Here is an 18,087-nt window from a genome sequence, read left to right on the forward strand (position 1 = left end):
AAAACCCCGGGCAAGCCCGGGGTTTGGAGAGTCACGATTATTTGGCCGGCGCGTCGTTGGCTTTGTCGATAGTGACATCCGCCACCGGTGCAGCCTCATCGGCAGGCTTGGCCTCGGCAGCCACAGTGGAACCGCCTTGCGGGGTATCACCGTGCTCGTCATGCCAGTTGCTCGGAGCACGTACCTCGCGACGCGCCATCAGGTCATCGATCTGTTTGGCGTCGATGGTCTCGTACTTCATCAGCGCATCTTTCATGCTGTGCAACACGTCCATATTATCCAGCAGGATCTGCTTGGAACGGGCGTAGTTGCGGTCGATGACCTGCTTGACTTCGGCATCGATCACGCGAGCTGTATCGTCGGACATGTGCTTGGCCTTGGCCATGCTGCGACCGAGGAACACTTCACCATCTTCTTCCGCGTAGAGCATCGGGCCGAGACGCTCGGACATACCCCACTGGGTCACCATCTTGCGTGCAATGTCGGTCGCTCGCTCGATGTCGTTGGAAGCGCCAGTAGAAACCTTCTCGGCACCATAGATCAGCTCTTCTGCCAGGCGACCGCCATACAGGCTGGAGATCATTGACTCCAGATGCTGCTTGGAGTGGCTCCAGCGATCCTGCTCCGGCAGATACATGGTCACACCCAGCGCACGACCGCGCGGAATGATAGAGACCTTGTAAACCGGGTCATGATCCGGGACCAGACGACCAATGATGGCGTGACCGGCTTCATGATATGCAGTCATCTCTTTTTCGGACTCTTTCATCACCATGGAGCGGCGTTCCGCACCCATCATGATCTTGTCCTTGGCCTTCTCGAACTCGGCCATGGAGACCACTCGGCGGCTCTCACGGGCAGAGAAGAGGGCAGCTTCGTTGACCAGGTTGGCCAAATCCGCACCGGAGAAACCGGGTGTACCACGGGCAATCAGCGCCGGATTGACGTCATCCGCCAGCGGAACTTTGCGCATGTGCACTTTCAGGATCTGCTCACGACCACGGACATCAGGCAGACCGACCACAACCTGACGGTCGAAACGGCCCGGACGCAGCAGTGCCGGATCCAGTACGTCAGGACGGTTGGTGGCAGCAATGACGATGATGCCTTCATTGCCTTCAAAGCCATCCATCTCGACCAGCATCTGGTTAAGAGTCTGCTCACGTTCATCATGACCACCACCCAGACCGGCACCACGCTGGCGACCGACAGCATCAATTTCATCGATGAAGATGATGCAGGGGGAAGATTTCTTGGCCTGTTCGAACATGTCACGCACCCGGGAGGCACCGACACCGACGAACATCTCCACGAAATCGGAACCAGAGATGGTGAAGAATGGCACCTTGGCCTCGCCCGCAATGGCCTTGGCCAGCAAAGTCTTACCGGTACCGGGAGGACCAACCAGCAGCACACCGGTCGGGATCTTGCCACCCAGTTTCTGGAATTTGCTCGGGTCGCGCAGATAGTCAACCAGCTCCTTCACCTCTTCCTTGGCTTCATCACAACCTGCAACATCAGCAAAGGTGGTCTTGATCTGATCTTCGCTCATCAGGCGAGCCTTGCTCTTGCCAAACGACATGGCACCTTTGCCACCGCCGCCCTGCATCTGACGCATGAAGAAGACCCAGACACCGATCAGCAGCAGCATCGGGAACCAGGAGATGAAGATAGAGGTCAACAGAGACGGCTCTTCCGGCTTCTCGCCCATCACTTTGACATTGTGATTGAGCATGTCGTTGAGCAGCTGGGGATCCGGCGCAGGTATGATGGTGGTGAATCGTTCACCAGTACGCTTGACGCCATTAATGACCTTACCGTCCATCCGCACTTCACGGATCTGCTCTTGGGTCACCTCTTTAACGAAGCTGGAATAGTCCAGCTGGCGACTGGTGGTATCGCTGGGGCTGAAGCTATTGAACACCGACATCAAAACGACGGCGATGACCAGCCACAGGATTAAGTTTTTCGCCATGTCACTCAAATCAGTAACCTCGCAGACTGACAGTTAACGATGAAGGTTAGGGTACTACAGTTTAAAACCGGTAGCCACAATGTAGACTTCCCGTGATCTGGCGCGGGATGAGTCTGGTTTACGAATCTTGACAGCGGAGAAAAGTTTACGAATTTCATTGAGATAGGCATCAAAGCCCTCTCCCTGAAACACCTTCACTACGAAACTGCCGTCACTACGCAATACCTGATTGCACATGTCCAGTGCCAGCTCGACCAGATACATGGCGCGAGCCTGATCCACCTGCTGGGTACCGCTCATGTTGGGCGCCATATCAGACATCACGACATCGACCTTGTCGGGACCCACTCGTTCCAGCAAAGCGCCGAGTACAGTTTCCTCCCGAAAGTCCCCTTGCAGGAAATCGACACCAGCAATGGGATCCATCGGCAAAATGTCACATGCGATGACGCGACCCGAATCACCAACCTGTTCAACCGCGAACTGGGACCAACCACCGGGGGCTGCTCCCAAATCCACTACGGTCATGCCATGTTTCAGCAAGCGATCCTTGCCTTGGATCTCGTCAATCTTGAAAACAGCACGAGAACGCAGGCCCATTTTCTGGGCTTTTTTGACGTATTGATCGTCGAAATGTTCTTTTAACCAGCGAGTTGAACTGGGGGAACGTTTTTTCTGGGTCATGATAATCGACTTTAAAAAACCACAAGGGTTATTAGTATTAAGGGCTAAGTGGGGGTAGAATACGCCCCTTTCAACCCTGACTTATGAAGAAATTGCGATGATTCTCAACAATAAACAGAAACAGTACCTCAAGGGCCTTGCCCATAGCCTCAAGCCTGTCGTCCTGCTGGGTCAGCATGGTCTGACCGAAGGTGTACTGGCCGAGATCGATCTGGCACTGAACCATCACGAGCTGATCAAGGTTAAGGTTGCCTCTGAAGATCGCGAAATGAAACAACTGGTTATGGATGCTATCGTCCGTGAAACCGGTTCAATCAAGGTGCAAAGCATGGGTCATGTGCTGACCATTTATCGTCAAGCCAACGAACCCAAAATCCAGCTGCCCCGCAAGTAAAAGGAAAGAGCATCGCTCTTTCCTTATTCCACTTCTTCCCGAGTCGCTTGCCAAAGTAGTCGCAAAGCCCTTAACCTGCGATGAATACTTCCGGACACGCATTATGGCTCACCATCCTATTCTGACCGACGATGAGCTGGCCATGCTGCGGGACTTGGGGAGCAATCAGGACACACATGTTCTGAGTGGTCACCTCGATGCCCCCATGCTTGGCTTGCTGCAAAAAGCCGAACACCTTGTACTCGAAGCCCGCTTCGCAGGCCATCAGCTGCGTTTTCCCCTGAGCTTTACCCAAGGGGAAGATGGCTTCGTCGAGCCCCGCTTATCTGCACCGGTCATCAGGGAGCTGGGGTTTGCGCAACCGCGCGCCTGGCGTCTCACCCAAAAAGCCAAGCTATGCAGCGAACTGGGCCTGTTTCAGGTACTCAGCCTCTCCCTCAACGGCCTCATCGTGGAAAATTTGCCAATCGACATGGTGGCCGATACCCCCATCAACGGCGAGCTCTGCATCGAGCAAGAGGACCCTCTTCCACTGCAGGGACGACTGGTAAGGCGCATCAAAGCCAATGCCGACCATGCCACCTGGGCACTGAGCTTTCAGATGAGCGAGAACAACATCGAACGGCTGCGCCACTGGTTGTTTCAGCGCCATCAGGACGCCTTTACCGAGGCGTATCTGTCCTGATTTTTATCAATAATCACATAGATAAAGACAAACAGGGGAGCGCAAGCCCCCCTGTTTCATCGTCTGTAGCATTCGCTTAGATATAAGCGACTTCCAGCACTTCGTATTCCACATCACCGCCCGGGGTCTTGACGATTGCGACATCGTCCACTTCCTTGCCAATCAGGGCGCGGGCAATGGGGGAGTTGACAGAGATGAGGTTCTGTTTGATATCAGCCTCATCATCACCCACGATGCGGTAAACCACCTCTTCCTCTGTCTCGCTCTTGAGCAGAGTCACAGTCGCGCCAAAAATCACGCGGCCGTTGTTGGTCATCTTGGTGACATCGATCACCTGGGCATTGGAGAGCTTGGCTTCAATCTCCTGAATGCGGCCTTCACAAAACCCCTGCTGCTCGCGAGCGGCATGGTATTCGGCGTTTTCCTTCAGATCGCCGTGCTCACGGGCATCGGCAATCGCTTCGATAATCTGGGGACGAAGCTCGGTCTTGAGATAATCGAGCTCTTCGCGCAGCTTCTCAGCGCCGCGAACAGTCATCGGAGTATGATTCATAGTCGAAACCTGGGTTGCTTGAAAATAGAAACTGCGGCCATCTGCAAGGAGGCCGCAGCGATCGGTTCGGATGAGGCATCTTAATATGAAGCCAACACAAAATCCACGTCAGCCCCCTGATGCAGATCCCACTTGCGTCATCGGCATTCCCTTAGCTTACTTCCCTTCCGGTACGGAAATGGGGGCCGAAACGGTCGGTTTGCCCTGCATGATGGCGATCTCCACCCGCCGGTTCATCCGACGATTTTCCGGGGTGGTATTGGGCACCAATGGTTGGGAGTCCGCCATCCCCTGCACAACCAGTCGCCCCTGATCAAAACCGGGGACCTTCAGCATCTGGTGCGCCACCGCCACCGCCCGTTGCGACGACAGCTCCCAGTTGGACTGGAACAGCTCATCTTCGGTCGCCACGTTGTCGGTGTGACCGGAGATGGTGATTTCACCCGGCACATCCTTGAGCAGGGTCGCGACCTTGCGAATGACCGGCCAGAACTGGGGCTGCAGAAATGCCGAACCGGCCGGGAACGACGCTTTTTCCCTGATCCGGATGATGATCTGCTGGCCCAGTGCCTCAATTTCGATAGCGCCATCCTGGATCTGATCTTTCATCTGCTCGGCGAGGGCTTTGGCCAGGGTATTGGACTGTTCTTGCGCCTTCTTCGCATCCTGCGCGGTATCGCCCCCCGTCTGTTTGCCATCACTCTTGTCCTGACCACCGGCCTGATCCGACTCGCCGGGCAGAAACTCCAGTTCGGTCTGGGTCAGATCGATGGTCTGCTGCATCACGGTATCAATCGGCGTGGGTTCCGGGCGACCGGGCCTGAACTCCTGGGCAATCACCGAGGTTCCCTTGGGAATATCTTTCACCTCAAGGATGTTCTGTACCCCGAATGCCTTATCCATGGAACCGGCTATCTGCTTGAACTTCTGCACATCCATCTCGGCAAAGGAGAGCAACAGCACGAAGAAGCACATCAACAGCGACATCAGGTCGGCAAAGGTTCCCATGTAACCAGGGAGACCTGGTGGCGGGCACTTGCAATCAGACATAGCGCCCCCTATTCGGTGCCGGTATTACGTTTGGACTGGTTCAGATAGTTTTGCAGCATGGACTGGATCACCCGCGGATTCTGACCATCCTGAATCCCCATAATGGCATCAAGGATCAGGGTACGACTGAGCTTCTCCTCCCCGCTGCGCAGCTCCAGCTTGTCGGCAATCGGGATCGCCAACATATTGGCCTCTATCGCACCGTACAGGGTGGTAAGCAAGGCCACCGCCATCGCCGGCCCGATCGACTTGGGGTCACTCATGTTGGCCAGCATGGCCACCAGACCCACCAACGTACCTATCATCCCCATGGCAGGGCCCAGATCCCCAAGGGTACGGAAGACCTTGATGGCAATGACATGGCGCTCGGCTGTCAGGTCGATATCCTTTTCCATCACGGCGCGCACCACTTCGGCATCGTGACCATCCACCAGCATATCGATCCCTTTTTTCATAAATGCATTGGGGATCTCTGCGGCCTCCAGCGCAAGAAAGCCCCCTTTGCGAGCCGCGTCAGCCAGTTCAACGGCTTTGGTAATCAGGTCTTCAAGCTTGTCGCCCTTGTACATAAAGGCTTTACCCGCCACCTTGAATGCCATCAGGAACTGGCCAAGGTTGAACTTCATCATGGCGATGAAGATTGATCCCAATACAGTGATGTAGACCGATGGCATATCAACATACATGCTCATGGGGCCACCCAGCAGCATGCCGTACACCACCACCCCGAAACCCAGCACTATCCCTATCAGACTGCCTAGATCCACGTCCCTACTCCTGTCACCGGTTCTTATGCCTAATTATAGTTTGTTGAATTTTCTGCTATTGCGACCCTAGCGGCAAGCATGCATCCACTGAGAATGATGGCTCATTATCGGCCAGTTTAGCGAGAGTTTGAGGGGGCAATGCTTTTCTGCCTCCCCCCTGTGGACGGTCGATGTTAATATAAGCCGTTTTTTTCAATCCCCGAGGATGGACATGGCCAGTAAAAAAATCGACCGTCTGAGTTTTGATGCCACTCTGGAAGAGCTGGAAACCATCGTTCATCAGCTGGAACAAGGTTCCCTACCCCTGGAAGAGGCACTCAAGCAGTTCGAGCAGGGCGTTCATCTGGTTCGGGCCGGTCAGCAGAAGCTGGAACTGGCCGAACAGAAGATCCAGATCCTGCTCAGTCAAGCCGATGGCAGTGATCAGCTCGCCCCCTTCCAGCCAGAACAAGGAGAGGAGTGAGTGGCGCTGGACCATTTTTCCCGTCTGCATCGTCAGCGTATTGACGACTGTCTGTCAGCACAACTTGAATCCTTGCCCGCCATGGCGCCACGCCTGCGCGATGCCATGAGTTATGGCCTGCTGCTGGGCGGCAAGCGGGTTCGCCCGTTTCTGGTCTACGCGGTCGGCGAGATGCTGGGCGTCAAGAGCGAACTGCTGGATGGCCCCGCGGCTGCCGTGGAGTGCATCCACGCCTACTCCCTGCTACACGATGACCTGCCCGCCATGGATAACGACGACCTGCGTCGTGGTCAGCCAACCGTTCACAAGGCGTTTGACGAAGGAACCGCCATTCTGGCCGGTGATGCGCTGCAGACCCTGGCGTTCTCCATTCTGGCCGATCACCCCATGCCCGACTCCTTGATGGCCAACCGTGTGCGGATGCTGAGTACCCTCGCCCGCGCCTCCGGCTATCTGGGTATGTGTGGCGGCCAGGCGCTGGACCTGCAGGCCGAAGGGCGCCAGATCACGCTTGCCGAACTGGAGCAGGTACACCGCCACAAGACCGGTGCGCTGATTGAATGCGCCGTGGCGCTCGGCGCCCTGTGCAAAGCCGATGTCGATGACGCCACTCTGGCTGCACTGCAAACCTATGCCGCCGCGATTGGCCTCGCCTTTCAGGTGCAGGATGACATCCTCGACATCACAGGTGATACCGCCACCCTGGGCAAGCCACAAGGTTCTGACCTGGCGCTGGAGAAAAGTACCTATCCGGCCCTGCTCGGACTCGAAAATGCCCGTGAGCTGGCTCGCGAACTGCATGGGAAAGCCTTAACAGCCCTGCAATCCTTGCCCTACAATACCGACATTCTGGAAGCGTTTGCCGATTACATCATCGAGCGAACCCACTAAACGCTGGATAACAGTAACAATATGAGCGTTGATATTAGCAATTTCCCCAACCTGGCCCTCGCGGACACTCCGGTCGAGCTGCGTTCCTTGCCCAAAGATCGGCTGCCGGTGCTGTGCAACGAGCTGCGCGAATATCTGCTGCGCTCAGTCAGCCGCTCCAGCGGACATTTTGCCTCCGGTCTCGGCACGGTCGAACTGACCGTGGCCCTGCACTACGTCTACAACACCCCGTTCGATCGGCTGATCTGGGATGTAGGCCATCAGGCCTATCCCCACAAGATCCTGACCGGGCGCCGTGATCAGATCCACACCATCCGGCAGAAGGATGGTCTGCACCCCTTCCCCTGGCGTGGCGAGAGTGAATACGACGTGCTCTCCGTCGGCCACTCCAGCACCTCCATCGGTGCGGCGCTCGGTATGGCGGTCGCCGCCGAGAGCGAAGGGCTGGGTCGCAAGGTCGTTGCCGTGATCGGTGACGGCGCCATTACCGCTGGGATGGCCTTTGAAGCGCTCAATCACGCCGGCGATGTCCATAAAGACATGCTGGTGATCCTCAACGACAACGAGATGTCCATCTCCGAGAATGTCGGGGCGCTGAACAACCATCTGGCCCGGGTCATGTCCGGCAAGCTCTACACCACCATCCGCGAAGGCGGCAAGAAGGTGCTGGCGGGGCTGCCGCCGGTCAAGGAGCTGGCCAAACGGGCCGAAGAGCACCTCAAGGGGATGGTGGTGCCCGGCACCCTGTTCGAGGAGTTCGGCTTCAACTATATCGGCCCCATCGACGGTCACGATATCGAGGCACTGGTCGAGACCCTGCGCAACATGCGCAATCTCAAAGGCCCGCAACTGCTGCACGTCAAAACCAAGAAGGGCAAGGGTTACGAGCCAGCAGAGAAAGATCCCATCGGCTATCACGCTGTGCCCAAGTTTAATCCGGACGAATGTTCCCTACCCAAGGCAAGCGGTGCCAAACCCACCTTCTCCGCCATCTTTGGCCAGTGGCTGTGCGACATGGCTGCCAAAGACGAGAAGCTGGTTGGCATCACCCCCGCCATGCGCGAAGGCTCCGGGCTGGTGAAATTCAGCCAACAATATCCGGATCGCTACTTCGATGTGGCGATTGCCGAGCAGCATGCGGTCACTTTCGCCGCGGGTCTCGCCATCGCCGACAAGAAGCCGGTGGTGGCCATCTATTCGAGCTTCCTGCAGCGTGCCTACGATCAGGTGATCCACGACGTAGCGCTGCAAGATCTGCCGGTGCTATTCGCCATCGACCGGGCCGGCCTGGTGGGCGCCGATGGCCCGACCCATCAGGGGGCGTTCGACATCAGCTTCCTGCGCACCGTGCCCAACATGGTGGTGATGACGCCATCTGACGAGAACGAGTGCCGCCAGATGCTCTATACCGGCTATCTCCATCAGGGCCCTGCCGCCGTGCGTTACCCCCGCGGCAGCAGTCTGAGCGATGCCCCCATCTCATCAGAGATGCAGGCACTGGAGCTCGGCAAGGGACGAATCCTGCGAGAGGGCAAGGGCACTGCCATTCTGGCGTTTGGCACCTTGCTGCACCACGCGAAAGCGGCCGCCGAAGCGCTGGATGCCACTCTGGTGGACATGCGCTTCGTCAAACCGATGGATGAGGCACTGGTGCTGTCGCTGGCAGCCAGCCACGATCAGTTTGTCACTCTGGAAGACAACGCCATCATGGGCGGCGCCGGTTCGGCGGTGAACGAGTTGCTGATGCGCAGCAAACAGTGCAAGCCGGTGCTCAACCTCGGCCTGCCGGATCGCTTCGTGGAACAGGGTACCCAGCAGGAGATCTATGCCATGCTCGGTCTGGACGATGCAGGCATCCAGCGTAGTATCGAAAGCTGGCTGCAAGCCTGACGAGACACGATGTGATGCAATAGACAGGAAAATTCAGTAACGGTTCGAAAAAATCCCCAGGTAATGCCTGGGGATTTTTTTAAGAAGACAGCAGAGTGTGACTACTGTTGTGACGATACCGAATCGACAGCGCTTAGTTACACCCTTCGGTAGACGTTGAGTTCAGATAGCTCACCTCATTGCCTGGCTGATAATCGGCCACGTTGATGGTCTTCTTGATCTCGATGTACTCCTTCAGCACGGCAGCATCGACCAAACCGGCATTGATGGTATCGATCTTCGGATAGCCGTCACCACCGGAGGCACTGAAGCTCGGGATCGCGAAGCTGTAGGTTGCTGCCGGATCAAACGCCTTGCCACCGATACTGGTGATATTGACGCTCTTGGCCTGACAATCCACCGCCATGTTGATACCGCCAAACTGGGCATAACCACCGGTATTGCGGGTCTTGCTTGCCACCTGACCCAGATAGGTCGCCAGCTCGCTTCCCTTCATGACAGCCTTGTTGACCGTGTTGCCAAACGGGTGTACCAGCAACACGCTGCGGTAGGTGATATCACCGGCCGGGATGCTGTCACGGACGCCGCCAGAGTTGACGATACCAAAGTCGACACCCAGCTTGCTGCTGGTCGCCGTGGTGATGAGGCGACCCAGGTTGGTCTGCTTGTTGCGAACCGAGTTGCGATCACCAACCAGCAAGCCATCTGCCGAGCCAATGACGACATTCAGCTCTTGCTGACCTTTCTCCTGATAACCCAGCAGGGTGTTATACAGCTCGGGATCCTTGGTGATCTCGTCCTGTACGAACTGCATCTTGGCCGGGTCCTTGGTCACGGCACCGTTGGCATCGATCGCCTCACCCTTGGCGTTGCGCTTGATCAGGTTGACCGGGATCAGGTCATAGCTGGTCAGGGTCAACTTGCCATTCTGGTACTCAAACTGGGCACGGCCCACATACTTGCCCCACTCGTGGGCCTGCATGATCCAGGTGCCGTTTTGCTGGTCCGGTTGGCAGTTATCACCCGGTTTGAAATTGGCGTACTTGTTGGTGGTACCCGGTTCCATACAGACCGGATTCTGGGAGTGGCCACCAATGATGGCATCCAGAGTCCCTGCCGGCAGTGCACGAGCCATCTCTACATCGCCCGGCGCATTGCTGCCGTGCTGACCATTCTCGTAATGGCCCATGTGAGTGATGGCGAAGACCAGATTGGCCTCCTTGTTGCTGCGGATCTGCTGGCCCAGTTTGGCCGCCTCGCTGGTCGGATCGCGGAACTCCAGGGTCTGCACGTTGTTGGGATCAACCAGCTGGGCGGTATCCTCGGTGGTCAGGCCCAGTACGGCAACCTTGAGACCACTCTCCAGCTTGAACACCTTGTAGGGGTCAAAGTAGTGTTTGCCACTCGCCTTGTCATAGATGTTGGCCGAGAGCATGGGGAACTGGGCCCACTTGCGCTGCTTCTCCAGCACGCTGAGGGGGTTGTCGAATTCATGGTTGCCCACTGCCATGGCATCGTAACGAATGTTGTTCATCGCCATGAAGTCAGGCTCGGCATCCTGCAGATCGGACTCCGGCACCCCGGTATTCACATCACCACCGGAAAGAACCAGTACGTCACTGCCAGCAGCCTTGGCATCGGCACGCAGCTGTTCGACCAGAGTCTTCTGGGCAGCCATACCATACTCATTTTCAGCGTTGTGCCAGAAACGGCCGTGGGTATCGTTGGTGTGCAGGATGGTCAGTTTGCAGACATTTTCGGTGCAGGGTGCAACGGTGTCATTGGTCGAGGTATTACAGCCAGTCAGTGCAGCAAGCACGGCCAGTGCCACGCCACCTTTGATAAAGTTATTATTCATTTCCATATCACCTTGATTGTTTTGTTATTTATCAACCCTGTCCAGCGGGTCGGGCGCCAATATAACAAACAACAGATGACCGTTTTTCATCGATGACTCACAAATTCTGCTAATTGTGATCTTCGGCCCAACATCCGGCTTCCTGCTGATTTATCAGGTTTTTTGTTGAGCAGTCACTCACTTGCTCCCCTCCCGCACCAAGGAGGCGCCACGTATACGCCCCTTTATGGCATACTCCCCAGCCAGCCATGCCCGAGGAGATGATTTGATGGCCAAGTACGACAAGATTTCCCCCGAGACTCAGCAGGAGGCGATGAAAATTGCCCGTGCCAACCAGAAGCCGGGGCAGACCAAAGAGCAGACCCAGCTTATCGCGCAAGGGATCCAGAAAGGCATCGACGAATACAAGAAACAGATGAAGGCGCGGGCCCGTGAAGCGAGCCGCCAGAAAAAATTACAGGCCAAAGCCAGGCAGCCACAGGGCGCGCGCCAAACCGAAGAACAAGACGATCAGCTGGAGTTGGTTGAAGTAAGCCATCAGCATCCCCTGCCCTGGATATTGCTGGTGCTGAGCTGGCTGGGATTTGCTGCAGCCTGGTTCTGGTTGCACTAAGACGCGCTAGCAAACCTTTATCCGGGATCCTCTTCACAGCCCGGGCCCTGGCTGCTGGTGATTACCTGCGAAGAGTGGTTAAATCCCGCGCCTCTTGCACCGGACAACCGGTTTTTTAACGATCAGTTTTCAGGAAAGATGTTATGAACCCCGCTCCGCTCTATCTGCTGGCCCCTTTTGTTCTGTTCCTTGTGACCATGCTGCTCTATCGCATTTCGCCGCTGCGGGCGGTCGCCGCCGGTGGGGTACGCTGGTTTATCCTCCCCGCCTTCACCCTGTTTATTTTGCTGATCATCATCAATGGAGCCGCCGATCCCACCCTGCGCGATCCGGCATTCCACTGGTTGATGCCGGGCCTTGGCTTTGCCCTGAGCCTGTTTCCGGCCCTGCCCAAGGCGCTGGTGCCACGGCTCGCCATCAAGGAGGGGGCCTTTGCCGCCCTCGGTCTGATGCTGATGAGCCTGGCCATGGTCTACTGACCAACCGGCCACAGCAGTTAGCATGATGCAAGGGGCGCTCTGTGACGGGCACCCCTTGTACAAACAATGGCCTGCAGGCATCTTGGTGACAGGATAACCAGCAAGGAGGCCAGATGGACAATCCGCCCGATTTCATGGCGTTGTGGGATTATCAGGATCCCGCCGCCAGCGCCCTGCGTTTTCACACCCTTCTTCCCGAAGCGCGTGCCGCCGCCGACCTGCAACTCGAACTGGAGTTGCTGACCCAAATTGCCCGCACCCATTCACTGCAGCGCCAGTTTGCCGAAGCCCATCAGCTGCTCGACGAGATAGAGCCTCGCCTCACAGATACAACCCCCAGAGCCCGGATCCGGGCTCTGCTGGAACGAGGCCGCACCTTTAACTCGGCGGGCGACAAAGCCAGTGCCAAACCGCTGTTTGAACAAGCCTGGCAATGGGGGCTCAAGGAGAAGGAGACCTATCTTGCCATCGACGCCGCTCACATGATCGCCATCGCCGCACCGCTGGAAGAGCAGAGCCGCTGGCATCAACTGGCGATGGAGCTGGCGGAGCGCAGCAGTGATGAGAAGGTACGTGGCTGGCTGGCCCCCCTTTACAACAATCAGGGCTGGACTCTGTTCGAATTGGGGCGCTTTGATGAGGCGAAAATCCAGCAACAGAAGTGCCTGGCCTGGCATCTGCAGCATAACCAGCCGGCCAAGGCGTTTATCGCTCGCTGGAGTCTGGCTCGCCTGACCCGGGCCCAGGGTCAGCACCAGCAGGCACTGGCAGAGCTGCACCAGCTCAAGGCCGATATGGCCGAGGCTGGCGAACCTGAGGATGGTTATCTGTTCGAGGAGCTGGGGGAAAATGCCTTGGTGCTGGACGATCCGCTGGCCGCAGAATACTTCTCCCGTGCCTGGTTTCTGCTATCGCAGGACCGCTGGTTCAGCGCCAACGAGGGGGAGCGACTGGCCCGCCTCAAGCGCCTCGCCAAACTCTGATCCCCAAAATAGCAAGGGCGGCACGCTAGCCGCCCTCTCTGCTGGCAAGATGGTTCAGGCCCGATTGGACTCCTCCCACCCCTGCTTTTTACGGTAAATGGTGGAGGGGCTGATCTCGAGCAGGGCCGCCGCCTTGGGAATGTTGCCGTCACAGCTGGCGATGGCCTGTTCGATCACCTCTTTCTCCACCAGCCAGAGCGGACGAATTGGCCCGTTGGCCACCCCGGTGGCTGCCGGAGCCGATGCCACCGCTGCCGCAATCGCAGCCGGCAGCTGGGGACGAACCCCATTGAGCGGTGGCGGCAGAATATCCGGGCTCACCAGCTCCTTGTCATTGAGTACCACGATATTGCGCACCACGTTCTGCAGCTCGCGTACGTTGCCAGGCCAGGGGTAGTCGAGCAGCACTCGCGCAGCCTCGACATCAAAATCCTTGAAGCGTTTGTTCTCCTCCTTGGCGTAGCTCTGCAGCAGGGTACGCGCCAGCAGCAGGATATCCTCACCCCGCTCCCGCAGCGGCGGCAGGGTAAGCGGAATGACGTGGAGCCGATAGTAGAGATCCTCGCGAAAACGGCCCGCTTTCACCTCCACCAGCGGATCCCGGTTGGTGGCGCAGATAAAGCGGACATCCACCGTCTCGAGCTTGCCGCTGCCGACCCGCTGTACTGTGCCGGTCTGGATGAAGCGCAGCAACTTGCTCTGCAGATCCAGGTCCATCTCGCAGATCTCGTCGAGAAACAGGGTACCGCCATCGGCCAGACTGGCCGCCCCCTTGCGATCCCCCTGGGCGCCAGTAAAAGAGCCCTTCACATGACCGAAGATCTCGCTCTCCATTAAATCATGGGGAATGGCGGCGCAGTTGAGGGCAATAAAGGGCTGTTCGCTGCGGGGACTGCACTGGTGAATCGCCTCGGCACACACCTCTTTGCCGGTGCCGCTCTCGCCAGTGATAAAGACGGTCGCCTTGCTGGGCGCCGCACTTTCGATGATGCGATAGACCGCCTGCATCGACATGGAGGCGCCGATAAAACCGAAGAAGGAGCTGCGCTCGAAGTTCTCCCGATAGTGGGCAACCAGCGAGCTCAACTGCTGATGTTTCAAGGCATTGCGAACGGTGGCGCAGAGCCGCTTGCTGTCAAACGGCTTGGTCAGAAAATCGAAGGCACCGAGGCGCATCGCCTCCACTGCCACATCCACCGAGCCGTGGGCGGTGATCACCACCACAGAGCAAGGCAACTGCTGTTCGGTGATCATTTGCAGAATATCCATACCGGACATATCCGGCAGTTCCAGATCCAGCAGCACCACGGGGGGAGGACTTGCCAGCAACTGTGCCAACGCTTGCTGACCACAGTCGGCCAGCACCACCTCATACCCCTCTTGGCGCAGGTACTGTTCATAGACCACCGCCAGACTACGGGTATCTTCCACCAGCAGGACACGCGATTTATTTTCAGCCACTGGACTCATCCTTGTATTTGATTCTGCGATCTATTTTGCCTTATTTTCGCGCGCAAACCCAACGCCAAGACAGCTCTGTTATCCCGCGATTGCAGGGAATACACAAGTAAAAACGGCTCCTTAAGGAGCCGTTTTTAACTACAAGAAGGGATTACTTCTTGGCATCGTCTGCAGTCGGCTTCTCGATAGCCAGCAACTCAACGTCAAACACCAGTACGGCATTCGCCGGGATGGAGCCTGCACCGTGCTCGCCATAGGCCAGCTTGGACGGCAGGAAGAACTTGAACTTGGAGCCAACCGGCATCAGCTGAACACCTTCGGTCCAACCCGGGATAACCTGGTTGAGCGGGAAGGTAGCCGGCTCGCCGCGATCGACGGAGCTGTCGAACTTGGTGCCGTCGGTCAGGGTACCGGTGTAGTGCACCTTGACGATGTCGGTAGATTTCGGCTTGGCGCCAGTGCCCATCTTCTCGACCACGTACTGCAGGCCGGATTCAGTGCTCTTCACACCCTCTTTCTTGGCGTTGGCAGCCAGGAACTCTTCGCCCTTCTTCAGATTCTCAACGGCGTCTTTCTCGGCCTTGGCCTTGGTCAGCTCGTTGATCTTGGCGTCGTAATCCTGCAGTACCTTCTGGATCTCTTCATCAGTCATCTTGGCTTCTTTGCCCAGACCGTCAGTCACCCCTTTCAGGATCACGGCGTTGTCCAGTTTGATGCCCAGTTCCTGCTGACGCTCCAGGGTATTGGCGATGTAACGACCCATGGAGAGGCCAATTGCGTAGCCAGATTGCTCTTCAAAGCTCTTGGCTTCGGCCTTGGTCGCCTCTGCCGGCTTGCTGGCTTCTGCCTTCACTTCGGCGGTATTGGCCGCAGCAGGCTTCTCGTCTTTTTGGCAAGCAGTCAGACCGACGGCAACGGCCGCCGCCAACAGGGACACCTTCAGAAATTTGTTCATCAGTTTCTCCAAACTCCAAATACCGCTCTCGGTTCCATCGTGAAATGAGAGGTTTATCGTGATAAGCGCCTTATACTAACGCCGTGATCGCAGGTAACAAAAGCGTGAGACCGCAAAAATGATAAAAAGTGCCATTTATCTGGTGAGCCTCTGTTTAATGCTCACCGGTTGCGAGCAAAGCTCTCAACCCAACCAGCAAATGACCCTCGCCAGCACGGGTCTGCTGACCGCAGATCTCTCCAGTGATGGCAAGCAGGCCATCGTCTCCAGCATCAGCCAGGGCATCATCGTCTGGGATCTGGAACAGAACCGTCAACGCTGGCGCTGGAAGCAATCCGACTCTGCGGAAGATCTGGTATTCATTACCCGTTTTTCCGAAGGCAACAGCCATGCCGTCACCGCTACCCCCGATACCTTTGCAACCTGGCGGCTGAGCGACGGGCAATCACAAGGCTACTACTCACTTCCTGAATCCAGGCTGAGGGACATCGCGCTCTCTGCCGACGGTCGTTATGTGCTGATCGGGCGGGAAGATGGCAAGGCCGAGTGGCTCGACACCCGAAGCGGCCGTCGCCTGCAGTTTCTGGGGCACACCGAACAGGTCAATACGGTGGATCTCTCCGCCAACGGTCGCTACGCCCTGACCGGCGGCAACGACTACAGCGCCTATCTGTGGGATACCCGTAGCGGGCAGGTGATCTGGCGCTTCAACCATGGTGGCCGGGTGATCATGGCCAGACTCGAGCCGAGCGGCCGCTACGCCTTCACCGCCGACAGCAGCCGGGCCAGCATCTGGGATCTGAAAACCGGCAAGGAGGTGAGTCAGCTGCAATATGATCACCGCTTCGAGGTTTACACCAGCGCCCGCTTTGCCAACGATGGCAAGTGGCTCATCACCGGCGCCCCTTCCCGTCAGCTCTCCCTGTGGCAAGTGAGCGATGGTGCCCTGCTGCAGAGCTGGCGCGTCTCGCCGCAACCCAAGGTGAAACCGCCCAGCGCAGTGGTCTACGGCGTCGCTTTGCGCGACAATAGCCACCTTGTCAGTGCCAGCTCCAGTGGTCTGGCCGAAATCTGGACAATCAAGTAAGGACCCGAAGGCCCATGAGTCAGCAACTTAACGATCGCATCGAAACCCTGGAAACCCGTCTCGCCTATGCGGAGTACACCATAGAGCAGCTCAACGACGAGGTAACCACCCAGGGCCGTGAACTCGATCGGCTCAAATACCAGATCCAGCTGCTGATCGACAAACTACAAAGCGTACAGCCCAGCCAGATTGCCAGCATGGCCGAAGAGACCCCGCCGCCGCACTACTGAAGGGTGTGCAATCAACAAGCTGTCTGCTCAAAACCAATAAAAATCCGAAACCGGCTAAACCGGTTTCGGATTTTTTTCATCCAAATGACCTGACAGCTGCGACTCGGCGCCTCAGAGTCAGCCCGCGTTAACCTTTGTAGATCTTGGGGTTAAACACATCCCGCAGCCAGTCACCCAGCAGGTTGATGACCAGCACCAGCACCACCAGACAGATACCCGGGAAGGCGGTGATCCACCAGGAGCCAGAGAAGATGTAGTTGAAGCCGACGCTGATAAGCGAACCAAGCGAGGGCTGATCAACCGGCATCCCCAGACCCAGGAAGGAGAGCGCCGCTTCACTCATGATGGCGTTGGCCACCTGCACGGTGGAGATCACCAGAATGGGCGACAAACAGTTGGGCAGAATGTGGCGGAACATGATGCGCGGGGCACGGAACCCCATCACCTTGGCCGCTTCCACATACTCCTTCTTCTTCTCCGCCAGCACAGAGGCGCGCACAGTACGGGCGTACTGCGGCCACTCGGCGATACCGATGATCACCACCAGCATCATGATGGCAAACTTCGAGTAAAACTCGGAGCCAAAGGTTGCCTGAAAGATGGCGGAGATGATGATCGCCACCATCATGGTGGAGAACGACAGCTGCACATCGGCAAAGCGCATCAACAGGTTGTCAATGCGACCACCGAAATAACCGGCAATCAGACCGATGACGATACCGAGCACCAACTGCAGCGCCACCGCAAACAGGCCGATGGTGAGGGAGATACGGGCGCCATAGAGGATGGTGCTCCAGATATCCCGCCCCTGGTTGTCGGTACCAAGCCAGAAACGCTCCTCGCCGCCTTCGAGCCAGGAGGGGGGCAACTCGGCATCCATCAGATCAAAACTGGTCTGGTCATAGACGTTGTGCGGGGCGAGCCAGGGCGCCAGCAGCGCCGCCAGCACAAATACCACGAACACCGCAAAGCTGAACATGGCTACCTTGTCCCGCAGGAAGTAGTAGACGATGTCAGAGTTCTTGAATCGTGCCCAACGGCTTGGGCTTGCAGTTACAGCATTAGTCAT

General features: G+C 57.2%; 19 protein-coding genes. 10 read left to right on the plus strand and 9 right to left on the minus strand.

Translation table 11 applies throughout. The annotated features are described in order from the left end of the window. Nucleotides 1-37: 37 nt before the first annotated feature. A complete protein-coding gene (ftsH, locus tag ACTG20_RS18350; RefSeq protein ID WP_005343537.1) occupies nucleotides 38-1,984 on the minus strand; it encodes an ATP-dependent zinc metalloprotease FtsH in 1,947 nt (648 codons plus the stop codon). Between the two features lie 45 nt (nucleotides 1,985-2,029). Continuing rightward, entirely contained in the window at nucleotides 2,030-2,659 is a 630-nt protein-coding gene (gene rlmE, locus ACTG20_RS18355; protein WP_005338828.1) for a 23S rRNA (uridine(2552)-2'-O)-methyltransferase RlmE, read from the minus strand. Between the two features lie 97 nt (nucleotides 2,660-2,756). Here rlmE and yhbY point away from each other — a divergent pair, with 97 nt between their 5' ends. Together yhbY and ACTG20_RS18365 are read left to right on the plus strand one after the other, a co-directional pair. Beyond that, nucleotides 2,757-3,053, plus strand: a complete 297-nt coding sequence (gene yhbY, locus ACTG20_RS18360) for a ribosome assembly RNA-binding protein YhbY (protein ID WP_005338829.1) — start codon at nucleotides 2,757-2,759, stop codon at nucleotides 3,051-3,053. 103 nt (nucleotides 3,054-3,156) lie between these two features. Further along, nucleotides 3,157-3,738, plus strand: coding sequence for a hypothetical protein (locus ACTG20_RS18365; RefSeq protein WP_021230375.1), 582 nt, complete (start codon nucleotides 3,157-3,159; stop codon nucleotides 3,736-3,738). A gap of 76 nt (nucleotides 3,739-3,814) precedes the next feature. Here the strand turns inward: ACTG20_RS18365 and greA are convergent, their stop codons facing one another. From greA to pomA, 3 genes are all read right to left on the minus strand, one after another. Next, on the minus strand, nucleotides 3,815-4,291 hold the full coding sequence (gene greA, locus ACTG20_RS18370) for a transcription elongation factor GreA (protein WP_005338833.1): 477 nt from the start codon (nucleotides 4,289-4,291) through the stop codon (nucleotides 3,815-3,817). A gap of 156 nt (nucleotides 4,292-4,447) precedes the next feature. Beyond that, nucleotides 4,448-5,341: a flagellar motor protein MotB gene (locus ACTG20_RS18375; protein WP_005349528.1), complete on the minus strand. Its 894-nt coding sequence runs from the start codon at nucleotides 5,339-5,341 to the stop codon at nucleotides 4,448-4,450. Nucleotides 5,342-5,349: 8 nt separating this feature from the next. Next, the gene (gene pomA / locus ACTG20_RS18380) at nucleotides 5,350-6,108 is read right to left on the minus strand and encodes a flagellar motor protein PomA (RefSeq protein WP_005349525.1); all 759 of its coding nucleotides are present in this window, start codon (nucleotides 6,106-6,108) and stop codon (nucleotides 5,350-5,352) included. 211 nt (nucleotides 6,109-6,319) lie between these two features. On the opposite strand from pomA, the gene xseB reads away from it, so the two are divergent. From xseB to dxs, 3 genes are read left to right on the plus strand one after another with little or no spacing between them, the layout of a single operon-like run. Further along, nucleotides 6,320-6,571, plus strand: coding sequence for an exodeoxyribonuclease VII small subunit (gene xseB / locus ACTG20_RS18385; RefSeq protein WP_005338838.1), 252 nt, complete (start codon nucleotides 6,320-6,322; stop codon nucleotides 6,569-6,571). Next, nucleotides 6,572-7,462: a (2E,6E)-farnesyl diphosphate synthase gene (gene ispA, locus ACTG20_RS18390; RefSeq protein ID WP_064338656.1), complete on the plus strand. Its 891-nt coding sequence runs from the start codon at nucleotides 6,572-6,574 to the stop codon at nucleotides 7,460-7,462. It begins immediately after the preceding gene. Nucleotides 7,463-7,483: 21 nt separating this feature from the next. After that, entirely contained in the window at nucleotides 7,484-9,352 is a 1,869-nt protein-coding gene (gene dxs / locus ACTG20_RS18395; protein WP_194496590.1) for a 1-deoxy-D-xylulose-5-phosphate synthase, read from the plus strand. 133 nt (nucleotides 9,353-9,485) lie between these two features. Here the strand turns inward: dxs and ushA are convergent, their stop codons facing one another. Continuing rightward, on the minus strand, nucleotides 9,486-11,210 hold the full coding sequence (ushA, locus tag ACTG20_RS18400; protein ID WP_194496591.1) for a bifunctional UDP-sugar hydrolase/5'-nucleotidase UshA: 1,725 nt from the start codon (nucleotides 11,208-11,210) through the stop codon (nucleotides 9,486-9,488). Nucleotides 11,211-11,478: 268 nt separating this feature from the next. Between ushA and ACTG20_RS18405 the strand changes: the two genes are divergently transcribed. The 3 genes from ACTG20_RS18405 (at nucleotide 11,479) to ACTG20_RS18415 (ending at nucleotide 13,285) form a co-directional block, all read left to right on the plus strand. Beyond that, nucleotides 11,479-11,823, plus strand: coding sequence for a DUF2956 domain-containing protein (locus ACTG20_RS18405; protein WP_194496592.1), 345 nt, complete (start codon nucleotides 11,479-11,481; stop codon nucleotides 11,821-11,823). A gap of 143 nt (nucleotides 11,824-11,966) precedes the next feature. After that, on the plus strand, nucleotides 11,967-12,302 hold the full coding sequence (locus tag ACTG20_RS18410; RefSeq protein WP_005335280.1) for a hypothetical protein: 336 nt from the start codon (nucleotides 11,967-11,969) through the stop codon (nucleotides 12,300-12,302). 113 nt (nucleotides 12,303-12,415) lie between these two features. Beyond that, a complete protein-coding gene (locus ACTG20_RS18415; RefSeq protein WP_194496593.1) occupies nucleotides 12,416-13,285 on the plus strand; it encodes a hypothetical protein in 870 nt (289 codons plus the stop codon). Between the two features lie 54 nt (nucleotides 13,286-13,339). On the opposite strand, the gene ACTG20_RS18420 is transcribed toward ACTG20_RS18415, so the two are convergent. Next, nucleotides 13,340-14,746 (minus strand): sigma-54-dependent transcriptional regulator, encoded by a 1,407-nt coding sequence (locus tag ACTG20_RS18420; RefSeq protein WP_005348258.1) that lies wholly within the window; start codon nucleotides 14,744-14,746, stop codon nucleotides 13,340-13,342. Between the two features lie 151 nt (nucleotides 14,747-14,897). After that, complete coding sequence (gene fkpA, locus ACTG20_RS18425) at nucleotides 14,898-15,701, minus strand: FKBP-type peptidyl-prolyl cis-trans isomerase (protein ID WP_005335283.1); 804 nt, start codon at nucleotides 15,699-15,701, stop codon at nucleotides 14,898-14,900. Between the two features lie 118 nt (nucleotides 15,702-15,819). Between fkpA and ACTG20_RS18430 the strand changes: the two genes are divergently transcribed. Both ACTG20_RS18430 and ACTG20_RS18435 read left to right on the plus strand, forming a co-directional pair. Beyond that, on the plus strand, nucleotides 15,820-16,788 hold the full coding sequence (locus ACTG20_RS18430; RefSeq protein WP_159162998.1) for a hypothetical protein: 969 nt from the start codon (nucleotides 15,820-15,822) through the stop codon (nucleotides 16,786-16,788). A 14-nt stretch (nucleotides 16,789-16,802) separates the two neighbouring features. Beyond that, nucleotides 16,803-17,018, plus strand: a complete 216-nt coding sequence (locus tag ACTG20_RS18435; protein ID WP_005335285.1) for a SlyX family protein — start codon at nucleotides 16,803-16,805, stop codon at nucleotides 17,016-17,018. Between the two features lie 127 nt (nucleotides 17,019-17,145). On the opposite strand, the gene ACTG20_RS18440 is transcribed toward ACTG20_RS18435, so the two are convergent. Then, nucleotides 17,146-18,087 (minus strand): ABC transporter permease, encoded by a 942-nt coding sequence (locus ACTG20_RS18440; RefSeq protein WP_019445927.1) that lies wholly within the window; start codon nucleotides 18,085-18,087, stop codon nucleotides 17,146-17,148.

This window comes from Aeromonas sp. 84A, from assembly GCF_051919345.1.
Lineage (GTDB): Bacteria > Pseudomonadota > Gammaproteobacteria > Enterobacterales > Aeromonadaceae > Aeromonas > Aeromonas veronii.